Below are 18,158 nucleotides of genomic sequence, written 5' to 3'. Positions count from 1 at the left end.
AGATGTCACGCATTGACGACAACAAAGAGTTCATTCCGGTCAAAATTGCTGTCCTGACCGTGTCGGATACACGGTCGATGGACGAAGATCGCTCGGGTCAGACTCTGGTGGACCGGATCGAAAAAGCGGGCCACGTGGTGGCTGATCGCAAGATCATTCGCGACGAACGTGATCAGATTGCCGATCAACTGCGTGCCTGGGTGGCGGACGATCAGATTGACGTCGTGATCTCGACCGGGGGCACAGGTCTGACCGGGCGCGACCTGACCGTCGAGGCGCATCGTGACGTCTATGAGAAAGAGATCGACGCGTTCGGCACCGTGTTCACCATTATCTCGATGGAGAAAATCGGCACCTCGGCGGTGCAGTCCCGTGCAACGGGTGGGGTTGCCGGTGGCACGTATCTGTTCGCACTGCCCGGCAGCCCCGGCGCCTGCAAGGATGCGTGGGACGGGATACTCGAAAAACAGTTCGATTATCGGCATCGCCCCTGCAATTTTGTGGAAATAATGCCCAGATTGGACGAACACCTGCGACGGAAGTAGACTGGTCATACGTTCAAATCCGTGTAACCGCTTTGTGGCTTGGCATAATTCGTGATCCAGCTACATGTTGGGGACGGCAGCGTGGTGCAACCGGGGTAACTGACTGATGCGATTTTTGCGGCAAAGTCTTGTCGGTATTTTTCTGGCGTTTCTGACGCTGGCTTTGCTGTTTGTTGCCGCGCAGATCATTGTAGGCGCGGTGCAGGATGTTCTGACACGTGACGACGCCGCGCCACCCGCGCGCGAAAGGGTTTTTGCGGTGTCGGTTCTTCGAGCCGAGGCGGAAACCGTCACCCCCTATCTTGAAGCTTTCGGAGAAGTCCAAAGCCGTCGCAGGTTGGAATTGCGTGCGGCGCTGGGCGGACGCGTAGTTGCGCTGGCCGAAGATTTTGAGGATGGCGGTTCGGTTTCGGCGGGCGAGGTTCTGGTTGAACTTGACCCGGCGGATGCGCAATCAGCACTGGATCGGGCCAAATCCGATCTTTTGGATGCTCAGTTTGAAGAACGCGATGCCGAACGCTCGTTGCTACTGGCGCAGGACGAGTTGAAGTCAGCCGAGGCGCAGGCGGACCTGCGTGAACGGGCGTTGCAACGTCAACGCGACCTGCAATCCCGCGGTGTCGGTGCCGCAGCGAGTGTGGAAGAGGCTGAGCTGGCAGCGACTTCAGCGCAGCAGGCGGTTCTGGCCCGCCGCATCGCGCTGGCGCAGGCAGAATCCCGTGTTGATCAGGCTACGACTTTGCAAGCCCGCGCGGTGATCGCGTTGGAAGCGGCAGAGCGCGACCTGGAAGACATGACCATTCGGGCGGGCTTTGGCGGCACACTGACCGACGTGACACTGGTAGAAGGACGGCTGGTGTCGGCCAATGAAAAGCTGGCAGAACTGGTTGATCCCAACGCCCTAGAAGTGGCGTTCCGGGTGTCGACGGCACAATACGTTCGTCTGTTGGATGAAAACGACAGACTGATCAACGCCCCTGTTACAGTGTCGCTGGAAGTCACCGGCGCTGATCTGACTGCTGCGGGTCAGGTCAGTCGCGACAGCGGTTCCGCCGGAGAAGGCCAGACCGGGCGCTTGATCTATGCCCGTCTGCAAGAGGCGTCGGGTTTCAAGCCTGGCGACTTTGTTACTGTTTCGGTCCAAGAGCAGCCGGTTTCAAATGTCTATCGTCTGCCGTCGTCAGCGCTGGATGCGTCGGGCACGGTTCTGGTCTTGGGCGCGGATGACCGGTTGGAAAGCCTGCCGGTGCAGTTGGTCCGCAGGCAAGCGGATGAAGTCCTGCTGCGCGGCGATGGGCTTGAGGGGCGCGAAGTTGTCATTGGACGCACGCCTCTGCTGGGCTCCGGCGTGCGGGTGCGACCGTTGCGTGTTGAGGCCGGTGCAGACCCGGACATGGTTGAGTTAAGCCCTTCGAAACGGGCCGCGCTTGTGGCGCAAATCGAGGCCAGCGAGACAATGCCGCAGGACGAGAAATCGCAGCTTCTGGGCCAATTGCAGGAAGCGCGCGTGCCGGCCGCTCTGATACGTCGTCTTGAAACCAAGGCCGGAGGCTGAGCGCCATGATGCGCGAGATACCCGGGGCAGCGGGCGGCATTCTCAGTTACTTCACCCGCCATCGGACCGTTGCCAATCTTCTGTTGCTGGTCATGCTGGTTCTGGGTGCGGCGGCCATTCCCAACATGCGGGCGCAGTTCTTTCCCGACGTGGTCTTGGAACGCGTCGATGTCACCGTCTCGTGGGAGGATGGTGGACCCGAAGATATGGATGCGGGGATTGTCCAGCTTCTGGAACCTGCGCTTTTGGCAGTGGAAGGCGTAACAAGTACGGAGGCCAACTCTTACCCCGGTTGGACGCGGATCAGACTTGAGTTTGAACCAAACTGGGATGTATCCCGCGCGGTCGAAGATGTCAGAACTGCGGTGGACGGCGTCTCGGACCTGCCTGAAGACGCCGAAGAACCTAAAATCCAGCGTGGTGTCTGGCGTGACAGGGTGACGGATCTGATCATCAGTGGCCCAACTGACACGACGCAACTTGCCAAACTGACCGATGAGCTGATCAACCGCCTGTTCGCGGCCGGTGTCACCCGCACCAGCATCCGAGGTATTGCTGCACCGCAGATTATTGTCGAGGTGACAACGGCGCAGTTGATTGCAAATGACATCACAATGGCCGAAATCGCCTCGGCCATCGGGGCCGAAGTTAATACGGACCCTGCAGGGGAAGTGGAACGCGCTGGTGCGCGCATTCGGGCCGGGACCGAAAAGCGAAAACCTGAGCAGATCGAAGCCATTGCACTGCGGACCAATGACGATGGGTCGAAGCTGCGGGTTGGCGACATAGCTCGCGTTAGGGTCGAGGGGGTAACGCGCGACCGCAGCTATTTTGTCGGTGATCACCCTGCCATGTCGATCCGGGTTGACCGGTCAAACCAGGGCGATGCCATCGAAATCCAGCACACGGTTGAAGATGTCGCCCGCGAGATGCAGGCCAGTGTGCCCGAAGGCGTAAAGATCGAGTTGATCCGCACCCGTGCTCAGGCCATCACCGACCGGCTGAACATCCTTGTCGACAATGGGCTGATGGGTTTGGGCCTTGTGGTTTGCCTGTTGTTCCTGTTCCTGAATGCACGCATCGCTTTCTGGGTTGCAGCGGGTATCCCGGTGGCCATGTCGGCTGCCATTGCGCTGATGTATCTTGGCGGGTTGTCGCTGAACATGGTGTCATTGTTTGGCCTGATCATTACCCTTGGTATCGTGGTGGATGACGCCATTGTGGTGGGCGAACACGCCGATTTCCGGGCCCGTCGTCTGGGCGAGCCGCCTGTGGTGGCCGCTGAACGCGCAGCCCGGCGCATGGCGATGCCTGTTCTGGCAGCGACCGTCACGACAGTGATTGCGTTCTTTGGTCTGACTCTGGTGGGTGGTCGGTTCGGAGAGCTGATCCGCGATATTCCGTTCACGGTGATTGCGGTTCTGATCGCGTCGCTGATTGAATGCTTTCTTATTCTGCCCAACCATATGGCGCACGCGATTGCGCATTCCGCCAAGGAACACTGGTACGATCTACCGAACCGTGTTGTGAACCGGGGCTTCCGCTGGGTGCGGGACCACCTGTTCCGTCCGTTGATCGCCTGGGTAATCTGGGCGCGATACGTTGTTGTGGCTTTGATGATCGCGATTTTGGCCAGTCAGGTTGCCCTGTTCATCCGTGGCGATGTGAACTGGCGTTTCTTCAACGCGCCTGAACGTAGCTCAGTCAGTGGCGGGTTCATCATGCGCGAAGGCTCGACCCGGTCGGATACGCTGGAAATGATGCGCATTCTGCAGGACGCCACCGACGAGCTGGGCCAGATTTATGAAGAGCGCTATGGCCAGAATCCGATTGAATTTGTTCTGGCCGAGGTCGGGGGCACCGCTGGCCGTGGTCTTGCGGCGGCAGACGGAAAAGACGGCAGCGTGCTGGGTGGCATTTCGATCGAATTGATTGATGCAGACCTGCGGCCCTACTCCAGTTTTGAATTTGTGGGCGAATTGCAGGACTTCGTGCCACGGCACCCGAATGTCGAAGTGTTGACTTTCCGGGGCTGGAGGTCCGGCCCCGGCGGCGATGCCATTGATGTGCAATTTTATGGATCGGATGTGAATGTCCTGAAGGCGGCGTCAGAAGATCTGAAGACCGCATTGTCGAAGTTCTCCGAGGTTTCGGCGCTGGAAGACACTCTGGCCTATGACAAGGAAGAGTTCCTTCTGGACCTGACGGCACAGGGGCAGGCCCTGGGCTTTAGGATCGAAACACTGGGCCGCGCATTGCGCAACCGCCTGACTGGGGTCGAGGCCGCCACATTCCCCGATGGCCCGCGCAGCACCGAAATTCGGGTTGAATTGCCCGAGGGCGAGCTGACGGCAGATTTCCTTGAACGTACTCTGATGCGTTCACCGGATGGGGTTTATGTGCCGCTGGCCGACATCGTTTCCGTTGAGCGAAATTCAAGTTTTTCGATTGTGCGGCGCGAAAACGGCATTCGGGTCGTTTCGGTTACGGGAGATATTTCCGAGGACGACCCGGCGCGTGCGGCTGAAATAGAACGCATGATGCAGGATGAGATACTACCAAACATCGCCGCAGAACGTCAGGTCGAATGGCGTATGTCGGGTCTGAGCGAGCAGGAGAACGAATTCCTTGCCGAAGCGCGCACCGGGTTGATCCTGTGTCTGACCGGGATCTACCTTGTGCTGGCCTGGGTGTTTGCAAGCTGGTCGAGGCCGTTGGTGGTTATGGCGATTATCCCCTTTGGCCTCGTTGGGGCGATCTGGGGGCATTACATCTGGGATGTTCCGCTCAGTATGTTCACGGTGGTCGGATTGCTGGGAATGACCGGGATCATTATCAACGACTCGATTGTGCTTGTGACCACGATAGATGGGTATCAGCAGGATCGCGGTCTGGTGCCGTCGATTGTCGAGGGCACGGCCGACAGGCTGAGACCCGTTATGTTGACCACACTGACAACGGTTCTTGGGCTTGCGCCGCTGCTCTATGAGGGCTCGCAACAGGCGCAATTCCTGAAGCCGACCGTGATCACCTTGGTCTATGGGCTTGGGTTTGGAATGCTTCTGGTTCTGATCCTCGTGCCTGCCCTGCTGGCGATCCTCAACGATGTTGCACGCCCGATGACCGCCATGCGCCGCGCGTTTCGCGCGCCAGACCGGGTGGTTCGGGGCGCTTTGATGGCGACAGGAGCCGCTTTGGCGGTTTGGTTTTTTCTGACGATGATCTGGCCAACAGTTACCGGTGCGCCGATAGGTATTTTCCAGAGCCTTTATGCTGACGCAGACGGTATCCCGGTTTTGCAGATGGGGCTGGGCGCGTTCCTTGCCGGAGCCCTGCCTATTCTGGTGCTGAGCATGGTAATGTCTGCGTTGTTCTATGGTCGGTTCACCCGTTCAGCGGGAACCTAACCTTCACGCAGAGCGATTTCCATCAGATCGGCAACCCGCGCGCTCATCGGCAGGTCGCCTTCGCGTATTTGTTCGATCGGAAACCAACGTGCATCCAGTGCGTCGTCGCCGGCTTCGGGCGCGCCAGAGAGGTACGTGCAGGCGACACCAACCAGAAGGTAGTGGGACAGGACCTGTCCATTGGGATCGTGCCGCAGAAGATCCAGATTCTTGAGATAGTGTGACGGCTCTGCAATCACCGAGGTTTCCTCGCGCAGCTCGCGCTGTGCTGCTTGCAGAACGGTCTCACCCCATTCCACATGCCCACCCGGAAAGCCCCACAACCCGGCATCCGGCTGTTTGCTGCGCTGTACCAGAAGCACCTGATCCTGATGCAGAACAACCGCCAAAGCGCCGATTTTTGGAGTTTGGATCACAAGGTCAGCCCGCGCTGCAGCCCAGAATGTCGACCGCGTGCTTGGTGCCCAGAACGGTGATCCGGATTTCAGACCGGTCCAGCGCGAAAGGTGCACCAGACGCGTTGATGATTTCAGCCTGCGCCACCAGCGTATCGCCCTCGCGCTGCGAGACCGGTTGCGATGCCCAGAGAACCGGGTTCCCGGGCTCGATCACGGCGACTTCGCGGCCCCCCGCAGACGGCATCGTCACCCGAGCTTCGATTTGTATTCCGTCTTGAGTTGGCGTGAGATTACACGTGGCCTTGCTGACACGGGCTTCCTGCGCCGAGTAGGGACGTTGCGCCAGAGCCGCAGTAATGGCCGGATTGCGGCCTGCTTCTGAGTCCAGTGTGTGGTCAAAGCCCAAACGTTCCGGGATACACACATCCTTGCAAACGCCCAGATCCATCTCACCTTGCAGGCGGACGGGTTTGGCAGGGTTTCGCGGTGTAATTTCAATCGGCAGGATCAGCTGGTTTTCATAGCCGATCGACTGCAAGCCATTCTGGTCAAAAATCTCGGGCGCGGGCCAGGTGATGTCCACATGTCCAACGTTGCTTGAGCGTTTCCAGTCGAACTGGGGCGGGATGCCAGCATCACCGGGCGCCCGCCAATAGGTTTTCCAGCCGTCTTTGAGGGTTAGCCTCAGGGCGCTCAGATACGTGCCGTTTGAGGTTCGACCGCCGTCCAGAATATCCAGTTTCACCACACCGCCCAAACTCTGTGCGGTGGCAGCAGAGGACAGGGTCAGGCAAGCAAACGCAACGGCGGCTGTGGATTTGATCGACATCTTCATCCCTCATACATGCGCGGGCTGGGGCCGGATTCCAAGTCACGATCCGGTCACTGCAATGAAATCTGTCGAATTACCCGTTGTTCTCTTGCAAACACAGGGGTGGCGGGGCCATTGTTGACAGAGTCGAGAAAGAGATGACGTCCCATGGATCTGACCGGAAAACTGTTGATTGCGATGCCCGGTATGGGCGACCCGCGATTCGAACATTCGGTTGTTTACATGTGCAGCCACGGCGATGACGGTGCCATGGGGCTGATCATCAACAAACCCTCGGACCTGCGCATCAAGACCTTGCTGGGCCAATTGAACATTGCGTGCCGTATTCCGGTTGTTGGCGAACGGCTGGTTCATTTTGGCGGCCCTGTCGAGATGTCGCGCGGCTTTGTTCTGCACAGCGCGGACTATGAAGCAAACTTGCATTCGATGCAGATCTCGGAAGAGTTCAGCATGACCGCGACGCTGGATGTGCTGGAAGACCTTGCCTATGGCGTCGGGCCGCTGAATTCGATGTTGGCACTGGGTTATTCCGGCTGGGGTCCAGGTCAGCTTGAAGATGAAATCGCGATGAATGGCTGGCTGACCACTGAAGCCGCTTCCAAGCTGGTCTTCGACGTGCCGGATGATGAAAAATGGGAGGCCGCGCTGGCAACCTTGGGCGTGGATCCTTTAACGTTGTCCGCCAGCGCTGGCCGCGCTTGATCAACTGTCGCGTGGCGCTGCCGCGCGTCGCAGCCGGTCGTTGATAGCTGCGCCCAATCCACTATCAGGGATCAGAGAAACGGCGATTGGTCGGCCAGTCTTGTTCAATTCATGCAAGCAGGCAAAAAGGTTTGCGGCGGCCTCAGTCAGGTTGCCGTCCACGGACAGGTTCAAATCACAATCCACCGGGCCAAAACCCAGCAAGACCTCATCCCCCTGACGCGATCCGGCATTCAGGCGGACTGGCACGTCCGGCGCGTAATGTGATTGCAGCTGTCCCGGAGCGGTGAGCAGATCACCGGATTGATGCAGGTGCAGATGTACCCCCAGTTCCTGTTCGATCTGTTCCAGCGCGACGCCGCCGGGTCGTAGTAATGTGGGCTGTCCGGCCAGGCCGACGATTGTGGATTCCACGCCAACGCCGCACGGCCCGGCGTCCAGAATTGCGGCGATCCTGCCGCCCAGACCCGACCACACGTGATCTGCTGTTGTGGGGCTGATCTGCCCTGACGGGTTTGCCGAAGGTGCCGCAATCGGCCCGTCGAATGCTGTCAACAAGGCGCGCGCGGTGGGATGCGCAGGCACCCGAACCGCCATCGTGTCCAAACCGGCCGTCACAAGCGAGGATATTCCGTGCCCGTCGCGCAGCGGTAAAACCAGAGTAAGCGGACCGGGCCAGAAGGCGCGCGCCAGTTGTTCGGCCTGATCGGACCATTGCACAAACCTTTGCGCCGCGCTGGCCGAGGCGACATGGGCGATCAGCGGGTTGAAGCTGGGCCGCCCCTTGGCTTCGTAAATCGACGCGACGGCCTCTCCGTTTCTGGCGTCTCCGCCTAGCCCATAAACCGTTTCGGTGGGCAGGGCGACAAGAAGGCCCTGACGCAACAAATCTGCCGCCCGCGCGATGCCGTCGGGATCAGCCGTCAGTTCCTGAGTGCCGGATGAGATCATATCTGGTGACGCCGCGTTTTGGTTGCCTGAAACATGAGGAACAGTAGGTAATCGATCAAGACCCATACGCTTACCGGCGCTTGTCCCTGATTCCAAGCCCGTCGAAGTATTCTGATCCTCTAGACGTTCGAGAGTTGTCATGCCCTATCGCGCCCCAATCTCAGACTATCAGTTTCTGCTGGACCATGTGGTCGGGTTCGACCAGATCGCTGCGACCGAAAAATTCGCCGAGGCCAGCGTCGATGTGGTGAGCGCAATCCTGACCGAAGCCGGAAAGATGTGTGAAGAGGTTATGGCCCCGTTGCAGCGCACTGGTGATCTGGATCCTGCGCGTCTTGAAAACGGCGTGGTCAAAAGCCCCGAGGGATTTGCAGCGGGCTGGAAGGCGATCGCCGAGGGGGGGTGGATTGGCATGAGCGGTGATCCCGAACACGGTGGAATGGGCTTGCCGATAACGATCGCAACAGCGGTGAACGAGATGATGAGCGCAGCGTGCCTGTCCTTGCAGGTCGCGCCGTTGATGAGCCAGGGCCAGATTGAGGCGCTGGAACATCACGCCAGTGAAGACCTTAAGGCCCTTTATTTGCCCAAATTGATGTCGGGTGAGTGGTCGGGAACAATGAACTTGACCGAACCACAGGCTGGTTCGGATGTGGGCGCATTGACCACCAAGGCTGAGCCGAACGGTGATGGGACGTATGCGATCACAGGACAAAAGATTTACATCTCGTGGGGTGACAACGACTTTGCCGGGAATATCTGCCACCTGGTGCTGGCCCGTTTGCCGGATGGTGTGCCCGGCACAAAAGGAATATCCCTGTTCTTGGTGCCAAAGCACCTGCCGGATGCAAACGGGAACCCTGGCGCAGCCAATGACCTGCATGTGGTATCTCTGGAGCACAAAATGGGCCTGCACGGCTCACCCACCTGTGTGATGCAGTATGATGGAGCCAAAGGCTGGCTTGTTGGACAAGAGCATGGTGGCATGGCCGCAATGTTCACCATGATGAACAACGCGCGTCTGGGCGTGGGCGGACAGGGCGTCGGCGTTGCGGAAGGCGCTTATCAACATGCGCTGGCTTATGCGCAGGATCGCAAGCAGGGCAAAACGCCTTCAGGTGCAATCACCGACCATGCGGATGTGCGTCGCATGCTGATGGACATGCGGGCTGATGTTTTCGCGGCGCGTGCCATTTTGGTGTCCAATGCTGCCGCGATAGACATGGCCGAGGCCACCGGAGACGCAGACTGGGTTGCGCGCGCGGCCCTGTTGACGCCGATTGGCAAAGCGTTTGGAACGCAAACAGGCATACGCGTGGCCGAAACCGGTGTTCAGGTGCATGGCGGCATGGGGTATATCGAAGAAACCGGGGCCGCGCAGTTCTATCGCGATGTCCGGGTGACTGCGATTTACGAAGGTACAAACGGAATTCAGGCGATGGATCTTGTCGCACGCAAGATGATGGATGGGGGCGAGGCGGCGTCGAACCTTCTGGACGAGATTGAGGATCAGGCCGAGCGCGCCCGCGCCACTATGCCCGATTTGGCCGGTCCGGTCTGGGAGGCCACTGAAACACTGCGCGAGGCGACCGAATGGCTTGTGGCGCAGAACAATATGAACGACCGCTTTGCAGGTGCGGCGGCGTATTTGCAGGCTTTTGCCCGCGTGCTGGGCGGGCATTACCACCTGACCGCAGCTCTGGCTGACCCTGATGGACCACGGGCCAAGTTGGCGCGATACTATATCAACGCTTTGCTTCCCGAGCATTCTGGTCTTTTGGCCCGTGCTCAGGGTGGGGCGGATGATCTTTTTGCGCTGAGCGTGGACGAGTTGGCAGCCTGATGGACGGGGATCGCGTATTGGGAATCAGAAATCCGTGGGCCGAACCGCCCGCACCGGGCGAGGCTATCCAGATTGCCGAGGGGGTTCTTTGGATGCGCTTGCCGCTGCCAATGGCTCTGGATCACGTCAATATCTATGCTCTGGACGATGGTGATGGCTGGACGGTAATTGACACTGGCCTGTCATCGAACAAGACACGGCGCATCTGGCAGACCCTGATGGATGGCCCGTTGTCGGGCAAACCGATAAAACGCGTGGTTGTCACGCATCATCACCCCGATCACGTGGGCAACGCCGGGTGGCTTCAGTCGGAACACGGGGCTGAGCTGGTGACCAGCAGAACGTCATGGTTGTTTGCTCGGATGCTGACGTTGGATGTGCAAGAGACATGGCCGCAGGAGACGCTTGATTTCTATCGCAGTGCTGGCATGTCACCCGAAGTGCTGAACGCAAGAATGCAGGATCGCCCATTCAATTTTGCCGACACCGTCTATCCCATGCCGCTGGGCTTTACGCGCATACAGCAGGGCGACGTGATCCGCATGGGCGGGCGCGATTGGGATGTGCATATGGGCAATGGCCACGCCCCGGAACATGCCACGTTCTGGAGTCGCGATGACAATCTGGTTCTTAGTGGCGATCAGATCCTCAGCTCGATCAGCCCCAATCTGGGTGTCTATGCAACCGAGCCCATGGCCGACCCGGTTTCAGCTTGGATGGAGGCGTGCGAGCGACTTCAGACGCTGGCCCGGCCGGATCATCTTGTTCTGGGGGGTCACAAACTGCCCTTTACCGGTCTGCCGTTGCGCATGAAACAGCTGATCGACAACCACCACAGCGCGTTGGAGCGTTTGCTGGACCATCTGGACGAACCGAAATCCGCCGCCGATTGTTTTCTGCCGCTATTCAAACGCACAATCCGCGACGGTGAATATGGGCTCGCGCTGGTCGAGGCGGTTGCACATATGAACCATCTCTATCACATTGACGCTGTGACCCGAACGCAGCGTGCTGACGGGGCTTGGCTGTATCAGCGCAAAGGGTAGAAAAGAATGCAGGACCAGATTGAAACCTCGGCCGAGGCTGCCGAAGCCGCCGCTTTGCCGCGCTGCCACGAGGTTCATGCCGATCCAAAAGCCGAATCCGGTACCAAAACCCTTCCTGAGCCTTTGAACAAGCCGGTGGAAAACAAAAGCCCCGCGCAATGGGCTTATGAGCGACTGATCATGTATATCCAGAACTTTGAAAAAACACTGGATGGCGACCACGAGGTCGCAATGGGCTTTACCGGTGGGGATGCTGGCGTGATGCGGATCGAAGGTATGGGATATTTCGACCCCGATATGATCACGTTCTATGGCTCGGACGGGGCAGGGGCCCGCACGCAATTGGTGCAGCATGTCAGCCAGTTGAACGTGATGCTGCGCGCGTTGCCCAAATCGGTCGAAGATAAGCCCGCCAACCGTATCGGATTCCGTCTGGCTGCTGATCTGGAAGACAGCTGACTTGCAATTCACGCTTGCGCGCCTTTGAATGAGTGCATCATTTCGGAGGCCGCCGCGTGAGCAGATTTTTTCAAGCCGTTTCACATGCCTATGCCGGGGCCTGGGCCCGGCGTATGGTCTTTGTCCCGATTTATATTGCTGTGCGTCTGCTGCTGGTGGCGCTGATCGCGCCAGGTGTCGCGGTGGCGGTCAACTTGGCGGTTTCGCTGTCGGATCAGACGGCGCTGACGGATCAAGACATTGCAATGTTCCTGTTGTCTCCGGCAGGGTTTATCGCGGGCATCGCGGTTCTCAGCCTGTTTTTGCTGGCCGAAGTCTTTGTGTTCTCGGTCATGGCCGGGTCTTTGCGCATGGGCGAAAGCGACCCTTGGCGCGCGGGCAGCGCGGCGCTGGCGCTGAACCTGTCCCGCTTTCCGGCGCTGTTTGGGTTTGCGGTTCGGTTTATTTTGCGCGTGCTGTTGCTTGCCCTGCCATTTGTGGCCGCCGCGGGGCTGATCGCGTGGTGGACGCTGACGGAATATGACATCAACTACTACCTGACTTTCCATCCGCCCGCCTTTCAGGTGGCGGTGGTCCTGATTGGATTGGTGGTTCTGGCGCTGGCTTGGGTTTTGATCCGACGTCTATCCGGTTGGGCACTGGCCCTGCATCTGGTGCTGTTTGAAGATGCGTCGCCACGAGTGGCTTTCTCGCAAAGCGAGCAGAGGATGGAAGGCCAGCGTGGGCGATTAAAGATCGAACTTGCCCTGTGGCTGGCGACGCGGCTTGTCATTGCGGCTTTGATCGCAGGGGTGGCCAGCCTTTTGTTTGCGCTGGTGCCGATACAGGAAGGCGGCAGCCTAAGGCTTGCGCTGATCTTCAGTCTCATCATCGCAGGGCTTTGGTCTTTGGCGGGGTTGGTTCTGGCGGCGACTGCGTTGGGCGCACTTGCCGTTTTGCTGGATGGTTTTTTTGACTCAGAGGCCAAGGAAGTTGCTCACCCTGAACCCAGGAAAATCCGCGCGCCCGTATTTTTAACCGTCGCAGCGGCGCTGGCCGCATTGGGTATTGGCCTTTGGTTCGGGCAGGGCCTGCTGGCACGTGTGCAGGCTCCGGATCACGCCGAGGTGATCGGCCACCGGGGTGCGGCGGCAATTCGGCCTGAAAACACCATGGCTGCGGTGTTGAAGGCGATCGAGGATGGCGCGGATTGGGTCGAGATTGACGTGCAGGAAACGGCCGATGATGTGGTCATCGTGGCCCATGACAGCGATTTCATGAAGCTGGCAGGCGTCAACCTGAAGGTCTGGGACGCCACTATGGAGGACGTGGCCGACATCGATATTGGCAGCTGGTTCGGGCCGGAATATGCCTCGGAACGCACGCCGACCCTGCGCGAGGTTTTGGAAGCGGCCAAGGGCAAGTCCAAGGTCCTGATTGAGCTGAAATACTATGGTCACGATGTCGATCTGGAAAATCGGGTGATCAATCTGGTGGAAGAACTGGGGATGCAGGACGACATTGCCACCATGTCCCTGAAGTATCCGGCGGTGCAAAAGATGAAAAAGTTGCGCCCCGACTGGCGGTCCGGCGTGTTGGCGGCCACTGCCGTTGGGGACCTGTCGGGCCTGGAAGGCGAATTCGTCGCGGTCAATGCAGGGATGGTGACACCGGGTTTGATCCGCAAGGTGCAGGATGCGGGCAAGGATATTTACGTCTGGACGGTGAATGATCCGTTGCAGATGTCCAAAATGGCCTCGATGGGTGTGGACGGGTTAATCACCGACCGCCCTGCAATGGCCAACGAGGTCTTGCGCGTGCGCGCTGAAATGGGGCCGGGTGAGCGGTTGTTGCTGTGGCTAGCAACAACGTTTGGATTGCAGGTCGATACTGAGGCAATGCGCGATGAAAGCCCTTAATTTAGCATTGTTCGTATCATTGCTGCCTCTGCCTGCCTTGTCTCAGGATTTGATGCGCAGTTTTGAGATGCCGTCGCACCGCGCGCTGGTGGATCAAAGCTTGGACGCCGCATTGATTGCTTTTGAAACAGATGGCTGTTCGGGCGGACTGTCGGCCAGTTGGCGCTGGGTAGCCAAGCAATTTCCGCAAGTTGGTGAACTGTATGAAGAGCACCCACCGTGGGAATACTGTTGCGTGACCCATGACCAAGCCTACCACAACGCGGGCGGCGCGGTGACGGCACAGGAAAGCTATGATGCGCGTCTTGCAGCGGATGATGCCTTGCATGCTTGTGTGGTGGAACACGGAAATCGCTATGCTGAAGATTACGCCGACCGTTACGACATGACGCCCAAGCAGATTCGCGACGTGCACGCGATTACAGCGGATGCGATGTATGGTGCCGTGCGATTTGGCGGTGGGCCATGCAGTGGCCTGCCGTGGCGGTGGGGGTTTGGGTATCCGGGGTGTTCGATCCTCAGGTAAGCATACCCTGCGCGCGAATGACGTGGTGACAGGCGTTTGGTTTTCTATTATCCAACAGATCAAACACGCGAACTGGGATTCTGAGACTCATGGCTGAACACAAGCACGGCGAAATGGACATCACCGTCCAAACCAAAACTTTCAACGGTTTCATCAAGGCCACCACATGGTGTGTGGTTGCGATTGCTTTCCTGTGTCTGTTCCTGGCGGTTTTCGCCTCCTAAGCATTTCGGGTGGCAACGTTGTTCAGGGTTTTGATCGCCTGCCTTCTGGCAGCAACTGTGGCTGGCTGCGCAAGCTCGAATCGCCCGCAAGCGGATCGAGCAGAAATTGTTGCGCGATCCTACAGCGCGCAGGGTCCATCGACGCTGACACTGTACACGATGATCAACACGCGCACTGGTTCGGGTGCGCATACATCCTTGATGATTTCGGGCAGCGAACGGGTGATCTTTGATCCAGCCGGTTCGTTTCGTGCGGACGTGGTTCCGATAAAGGACGACGTTCTTTATGGCATTACCCCGGCGGTCGAGCGAGCTTATCGCAGCTCACACGCCCGCGAGACGCACTATGCCCGCATTCAGACAATTCAGGTGACCCCGCAGCAGGCTGAAATTGCCCTGCAACTGGCCAAACAATCCGGCCCGGTTGCCGGGGCGTTTTGTACCAATTCAACCGCGCAGTTGTTGAAGCAGGTGCCGGGGTTCGAACAGATCGAAGTCACCTTCTACCCTGTGAAACTGTCGGATCAGTTCGGTCAAATTCCAGGTGTCGTAACGCAAGAGTACCGTGAAAATGACGATGCCGATCTGCAAAAAGGGTTGGCTGCGAACAATGCGCTTCTCAACCAGATAGACGCGGATTCAAGTCAGTAGATACAGCAATCCATACAGCGTGGCGGCCCCCGAAAAGATGGCCGCCAGAACGTTTTTGCTGATCACCCCCACAACCAATGCAACGGCTGCCGCTGACATGCGGGGCAGGTCCGGTTGACCTTCGGTGGCCGAGGGCCAAACGACCAGAGGCGCTATCAGGGCGGGAAGAATGGCGACGGCCGTATAGCGCAGGTGACGCAGCAGCCAGGGCGGCATCGGGCGATCGCCCACAAGCCCGATAAAGGTAAATCGCAGCGCGTAACTGCCCACCGCCAGGCCCACAATAATGATCCACATGGTGGTCGGGTCGATCTGGGTCATGACGGCGACCTCCGTTCCAGCATCAGTTCGGCTTGTGCACCGGCCATCATCCCGGCCATCCCGGCAATCAACAGACCCAGATTGTACGGCACACCCACTGTCAGCAGCGCGACGACTATGGCGACCAGGGCCGCAATTACATGTGCCAGGGTGCGCATCATCGGACCGACCATGGCCAGAAAAGTAATCGGCAGAGCAAAATCCAGCGCCCAACTTTCCGGGATTTGCGCGCCAAGGACAGCGCCGATGATGGTCGCCAAGATCCAAAGCGGCGTGATCGGTGTAACCGAGCCGAAAAAATATGCCATGCGCTGGGGGATTGTCAGGTCAGGCTCTTTCTCGAACCGCACAATCGAACAGGCATAAGACTGATCAACGATCAGATAGGCGGCACAGGCGCGCTGCCACAGGGGGGTCGCACCCAGATAGGGCGTGAGCGACGCGGAATACATCGCGACCCTCAGGTTCACGGCCAGCGCCGAGATCAACACGATTATTGTTGGAGTTTGATCCTGTAAAAGTTGCAGCGCCGTGAACTGGGCGGCTCCGGCAAACACCGTCGCCGAAAAGGCGATGGTTTGAACAATATCCAACCCGGCTTCGGCCGCGAAAACGCCGAACAACAGACCAAAGGGGACGGCGACAAAGACAAAGGGCGTCCCGTCTCGAAAACCTTTCCAGAAGTACGACTTGGATGTGGCAGTGGCCATGGCTAAATCCTATGGTGACGCATGCAGCAGTAACTGTCTTGAGAAGGGGTTGCAATTGGCCACGGAACTCGACCTGTCAGACTATCTTATCGCGCCCGATCCCGGCGCCGCTCGCCTGACCCGTGCGGTTGTGGGTGTGGACCAGAACGGCGAGGTCAGCCAGATCTCGGTGGTCGAGGAACGCCCGTTGACGATCTTCCTCAATTCTCAGGAAATCGTGACGGCTATGACGATTGGTGACTATCCCGAATATCTGGCGCTGGGCTTCCTGCGCAATCAGGGGATGCTGCTTACGGATGATCAGATTACCCGTGTGGAGTATGACGACGAGCTTGAGACCGTTGTTGTGCGAACAGCGCGCGAGACATCATACGAAGACAAGCTGAAGAAAAAGACCCGGACCAGCGGCTGCGCCGTCGGAACGGTGTTTGGCGACATGATGGAGGGGCTTGAGGACGTGCAGTTACCGCAGGTTCAGGTGCGAACCTCATGGCTCTACGATCTGGCCTCTAAAATCAACCGCACGCCGTCGCTGTATCTTGAGGCGGGGGCAATTCACGGCACGGTCCTGTGTAATGAAAACCGCCCGCTGGTCTACATGGAGGATGTGGGCCGCCACAACGCCGTCGACAAGATCGCGGGTTGGATGTTGTCCGAAGGCGAGGGTGCGGCGGACAAGATCCTTTACACTACAGGTCGCCTGACATCCGAGATGGTGATCAAAACAGCTATGATGGGTATCCCTGTATTAGCGTCTCGTTCGGGTTTCACCGCTTGGGGCGTCGAGATCGCGCGCGAGGTTGGGCTGACCCTGATTGGCCGGATGCGCGGACAGCGCTTTGTCTGCCTGTCGGGCGAGGACCGCCTGCTGCGCGACGTGGATCCGTCAACCGTTGCGGTCGAAGACAAGAAGCATCGTCGGAAGAGTGCCAATGAGTGACGTGGAAGAAAAGCCTTTGGGCGTCATCCTCGCAGGCGGGCTGGCGACCCGGATGGGCGGCGGTGACAAGGGCCTGTTGCAGATCAATGGGCAAAGCTTGCTCTCACATGTGATTGACCGTTTGTCCCCACAGGTCAGTGGGCTGGCTCTGAACGCCAACGGCGACCCCGAGCGGTTTTCCGATCTGAACCTGCCTGTGCTTCCTGACACAATCGAAGGGTTTGCGGGGCCTTTGGCCGGGGTTTTGGCCGGGCTCGACTGGGCGGCAGAGCAAGGCGCGGACAGCATTGTGACCGCTGCTTCTGACACGCCGTTCTTCCCACGCGATTTAGTGGTGCGGCTGCAAGATGCAGCAGCGGGGCAAGTACACCCTCTGGTTCTGGCCACAACCCCGCGCACCGGGGACGAGGCGCTGAAATCCGGCGGTGGCAAGCGGGTTAACCGGCATCCAACCTTTGGCCTCTGGCCTGTCGCGCTGCGCGACGATCTGCGGGTGGCGCTGACGGACGGGCTGCGCAAGGTGGTGCTGTGGACCGATAAACATGATGGGCGAGAGGCTTTGTTCGACGCCGACCCGTTTGACCCGTTCTTCAACGTCAACACGCCGGCAGATCTGGATCGCGCCCGAACATTGTTGGAGCAGGCATGAGGGTCTTTGGCGTCACCGGCTGGAAGAATGCTGGCAAAACCGGACTGATGGAACGGCTGGTGGCCGAGATCACAGGCCGGGGCGTTACTGTGTCGACTGTCAAACATGCGCATCACAGTGTCGATGTGGATCAACCCGGCACCGACAGTCACCGCCACCGCGTCGCAGGGGCCAGTGAAGTTCTGCTTGCCTCAGGTCAGCGCATTGCCGTGATGCAAGAGCTGCGCGGCACGCCAGAGCCCCCTTTGGCCGATCTTTTGGCCCGGCTTTCACCGGTTGATCTGGTGCTGATTGAAGGTTTCAAGCGCGAAGACCATCCAAAAGTTGAAGCTTTCCGCGCTGAGGCGGGCCATGCGCTGATGGCCCCAAAGAACAAGACTATTCGGGCCGTGGCCAGCGACACTCCGCTAGATCTGGACCGCCCGGTTTTCGACTTGGACGACACTGCCGGAATTGCCGACTTCATCCTCAAAGAGGTCGGTTTGTGAGCCTGTTCCAGAC

Annotated in this window: 19 protein-coding genes; 14 read left to right on the top strand and 5 right to left on the bottom strand. The window is 58.8% G+C overall.

What is annotated here, in order from left to right; translation table 11 throughout:
* Window positions 1–2: 2 nt before the first annotated feature.
* The 3 genes from moaB (at window position 3) to ACR3EH_RS08500 (ending at window position 5,507) form a co-directional block, all read left to right on the top strand.
* Complete coding sequence (moaB, locus tag ACR3EH_RS08510) at window positions 3–545, top strand: molybdenum cofactor biosynthesis protein B (RefSeq protein ID WP_171183881.1); 543 nt, start codon at window positions 3–5, stop codon at window positions 543–545.
* A gap of 106 nt (window positions 546–651) precedes the next feature.
* Window positions 652–2,100 carry an efflux RND transporter periplasmic adaptor subunit gene (locus ACR3EH_RS08505; RefSeq protein ID WP_171183883.1) on the top strand — a complete coding sequence of 483 codons (1,449 nt, stop codon included), beginning with the start codon at window positions 652–654 and terminating at the stop codon, window positions 2,098–2,100.
* A 5-nt stretch (window positions 2,101–2,105) separates the two neighbouring features.
* Window positions 2,106–5,507, top strand: a complete 3,402-nt coding sequence (locus ACR3EH_RS08500; RefSeq protein ID WP_171647411.1) for an efflux RND transporter permease subunit — start codon at window positions 2,106–2,108, stop codon at window positions 5,505–5,507.
* On the opposite strand, the gene ACR3EH_RS08495 is transcribed toward ACR3EH_RS08500, so the two are convergent.
* Together ACR3EH_RS08495 and ACR3EH_RS08490 are read right to left on the bottom strand one after the other, a co-directional pair.
* Entirely contained in the window at window positions 5,504–5,923 is a 420-nt protein-coding gene (locus ACR3EH_RS08495) for an NUDIX hydrolase (protein ID WP_171647409.1), read from the bottom strand. The two genes, ACR3EH_RS08500 and ACR3EH_RS08495, sit on opposite strands and share 4 nt — an antisense overlap.
* Window positions 5,924–5,927: 4 nt before the next feature.
* Window positions 5,928–6,734, bottom strand: coding sequence for a protein-disulfide reductase DsbD domain-containing protein (locus ACR3EH_RS08490; RefSeq protein WP_371732007.1), 807 nt, complete (start codon window positions 6,732–6,734; stop codon window positions 5,928–5,930).
* 150 nt (window positions 6,735–6,884) lie between these two features.
* Between ACR3EH_RS08490 and ACR3EH_RS08485 the strand changes: the two genes are divergently transcribed.
* A complete protein-coding gene (locus ACR3EH_RS08485; RefSeq protein ID WP_171675889.1) occupies window positions 6,885–7,439 on the top strand; it encodes a YqgE/AlgH family protein in 555 nt (184 codons plus the stop codon).
* Here the strand turns inward: ACR3EH_RS08485 and ACR3EH_RS08480 are convergent, their stop codons facing one another.
* Window positions 7,440–8,390: an L-threonylcarbamoyladenylate synthase gene (locus ACR3EH_RS08480; protein ID WP_171647485.1), complete on the bottom strand. Its 951-nt coding sequence runs from the start codon at window positions 8,388–8,390 to the stop codon at window positions 7,440–7,442.
* A gap of 139 nt (window positions 8,391–8,529) precedes the next feature.
* Here ACR3EH_RS08480 and ACR3EH_RS08475 point away from each other — a divergent pair, with 139 nt between their 5' ends.
* From ACR3EH_RS08475 to ACR3EH_RS08445, 7 genes are all read left to right on the top strand, one after another.
* Entirely contained in the window at window positions 8,530–10,233 is a 1,704-nt protein-coding gene (locus ACR3EH_RS08475; RefSeq protein WP_171183890.1) for an acyl-CoA dehydrogenase, read from the top strand.
* Window positions 10,233–11,279 (top strand): MBL fold metallo-hydrolase, encoded by a 1,047-nt coding sequence (locus ACR3EH_RS08470; protein WP_171183893.1) that lies wholly within the window; start codon window positions 10,233–10,235, stop codon window positions 11,277–11,279. The genes ACR3EH_RS08475 and ACR3EH_RS08470 overlap by 1 nt, the downstream gene beginning before the upstream one ends.
* Before the next feature lie 6 nt (window positions 11,280–11,285).
* Window positions 11,286–11,738 (top strand): DUF6173 family protein, encoded by a 453-nt coding sequence (locus tag ACR3EH_RS08465; RefSeq protein ID WP_171093764.1) that lies wholly within the window; start codon window positions 11,286–11,288, stop codon window positions 11,736–11,738.
* Window positions 11,739–11,851: 113 nt separating this feature from the next.
* Entirely contained in the window at window positions 11,852–13,636 is a 1,785-nt protein-coding gene (locus ACR3EH_RS08460; protein ID WP_171184238.1) for a glycerophosphodiester phosphodiesterase, read from the top strand.
* Window positions 13,623–14,162, top strand: a complete 540-nt coding sequence (locus tag ACR3EH_RS08455) for a hypothetical protein (protein ID WP_171183895.1) — start codon at window positions 13,623–13,625, stop codon at window positions 14,160–14,162. The genes ACR3EH_RS08460 and ACR3EH_RS08455 overlap by 14 nt, the downstream gene beginning before the upstream one ends.
* Window positions 14,163–14,251: 89 nt before the next feature.
* Window positions 14,252–14,386, top strand: a complete 135-nt coding sequence (locus ACR3EH_RS08450) for an aa3-type cytochrome c oxidase subunit IV (protein WP_050604020.1) — start codon at window positions 14,252–14,254, stop codon at window positions 14,384–14,386.
* An 18-nt stretch (window positions 14,387–14,404) separates the two neighbouring features.
* Entirely contained in the window at window positions 14,405–15,037 is a 633-nt protein-coding gene (locus ACR3EH_RS08445; RefSeq protein WP_171183897.1) for a hypothetical protein, read from the top strand.
* On the opposite strand, the gene ACR3EH_RS08440 is transcribed toward ACR3EH_RS08445, so the two are convergent.
* Complete coding sequence (locus ACR3EH_RS08440; protein WP_171183899.1) at window positions 15,026–15,358, bottom strand: AzlD domain-containing protein; 333 nt, start codon at window positions 15,356–15,358, stop codon at window positions 15,026–15,028. The two genes, ACR3EH_RS08445 and ACR3EH_RS08440, sit on opposite strands and share 12 nt — an antisense overlap.
* Window positions 15,355–16,068: an AzlC family ABC transporter permease gene (locus tag ACR3EH_RS08435; RefSeq protein ID WP_171675891.1), complete on the bottom strand. Its 714-nt coding sequence runs from the start codon at window positions 16,066–16,068 to the stop codon at window positions 15,355–15,357. The genes ACR3EH_RS08440 and ACR3EH_RS08435 overlap by 4 nt, the downstream gene beginning before the upstream one ends.
* A gap of 49 nt (window positions 16,069–16,117) precedes the next feature.
* Here ACR3EH_RS08435 and ACR3EH_RS08430 point away from each other — a divergent pair, with 49 nt between their 5' ends.
* From ACR3EH_RS08430 to mobB, 3 genes are read left to right on the top strand one after another with little or no spacing between them, the layout of a single operon-like run.
* Complete coding sequence (locus tag ACR3EH_RS08430) at window positions 16,118–17,008, top strand: formate dehydrogenase accessory sulfurtransferase FdhD (protein WP_171184239.1); 891 nt, start codon at window positions 16,118–16,120, stop codon at window positions 17,006–17,008.
* A complete protein-coding gene (gene mobA, locus ACR3EH_RS08425; RefSeq protein ID WP_171675893.1) occupies window positions 17,001–17,657 on the top strand; it encodes a molybdenum cofactor guanylyltransferase MobA in 657 nt (218 codons plus the stop codon). Before ACR3EH_RS08430 ends, mobA begins: the two co-directional genes overlap by 8 nt.
* On the top strand, window positions 17,654–18,145 hold the full coding sequence (gene mobB, locus ACR3EH_RS08420; protein ID WP_171183905.1) for a molybdopterin-guanine dinucleotide biosynthesis protein B: 492 nt from the start codon (window positions 17,654–17,656) through the stop codon (window positions 18,143–18,145). The genes mobA and mobB overlap by 4 nt, the downstream gene beginning before the upstream one ends.
* The last annotated feature ends 13 nt before the right edge of the window (window positions 18,146–18,158 follow it).

The sequence above is a fragment of the Ruegeria sp. BG7 genome (genome assembly GCF_056535685.1).
This window is presented reverse-complemented; position numbering and strand designations above follow the sequence as displayed.

Bases quoted from the DNA above. Each gene is read 5' to 3' on its own strand.
- ACR3EH_RS08440 (WP_171183899.1), bottom strand. From the start codon at position 15,358: ATGACCCAGATCGACCCGACCACCATGTGGATCATTATTGTGGGCCTG.
- ACR3EH_RS08500 (WP_171647411.1), top strand. From the start codon at position 2,106: ATGATGCGCGAGATACCCGGGGCAGCGGGCGGCATTCTCAGTTACTTC.
- ACR3EH_RS08465 (WP_171093764.1), top strand. From the start codon at position 11,286: ATGCAGGACCAGATTGAAACCTCGGCCGAGGCTGCCGAAGCCGCCGCT.
- ACR3EH_RS08450 (WP_050604020.1), top strand. From the start codon at position 14,252: ATGGCTGAACACAAGCACGGCGAAATGGACATCACCGTCCAAACCAAA.
- moaB (WP_171183881.1), top strand. From the start codon at position 3: ATGTCACGCATTGACGACAACAAAGAGTTCATTCCGGTCAAAATTGCT.
- ACR3EH_RS08460 (WP_171184238.1), top strand. From the start codon at position 11,852: ATGGTCTTTGTCCCGATTTATATTGCTGTGCGTCTGCTGCTGGTGGCG.
- ACR3EH_RS08505 (WP_171183883.1), top strand. From the start codon at position 652: ATGCGATTTTTGCGGCAAAGTCTTGTCGGTATTTTTCTGGCGTTTCTG.
- ACR3EH_RS08490 (WP_371732007.1), bottom strand. From the start codon at position 6,734: ATGTCGATCAAATCCACAGCCGCCGTTGCGTTTGCTTGCCTGACCCTG.
- ACR3EH_RS08475 (WP_171183890.1), top strand. From the start codon at position 8,530: ATGCCCTATCGCGCCCCAATCTCAGACTATCAGTTTCTGCTGGACCAT.
- ACR3EH_RS08485 (WP_171675889.1), top strand. From the start codon at position 6,885: ATGGATCTGACCGGAAAACTGTTGATTGCGATGCCCGGTATGGGCGAC.
- ACR3EH_RS08470 (WP_171183893.1), top strand. From the start codon at position 10,233: ATGGACGGGGATCGCGTATTGGGAATCAGAAATCCGTGGGCCGAACCG.
- ACR3EH_RS08480 (WP_171647485.1), bottom strand. From the start codon at position 8,390: ATGATCTCATCCGGCACTCAGGAACTGACGGCTGATCCCGACGGCATC.
- ACR3EH_RS08435 (WP_171675891.1), bottom strand. From the start codon at position 16,068: ATGGCCACTGCCACATCCAAGTCGTACTTCTGGAAAGGTTTTCGAGAC.
- mobB (WP_171183905.1), top strand. From the start codon at position 17,654: ATGAGGGTCTTTGGCGTCACCGGCTGGAAGAATGCTGGCAAAACCGGA.
- mobA (WP_171675893.1), top strand. From the start codon at position 17,001: ATGAGTGACGTGGAAGAAAAGCCTTTGGGCGTCATCCTCGCAGGCGGG.
- ACR3EH_RS08455 (WP_171183895.1), top strand. From the start codon at position 13,623: ATGAAAGCCCTTAATTTAGCATTGTTCGTATCATTGCTGCCTCTGCCT.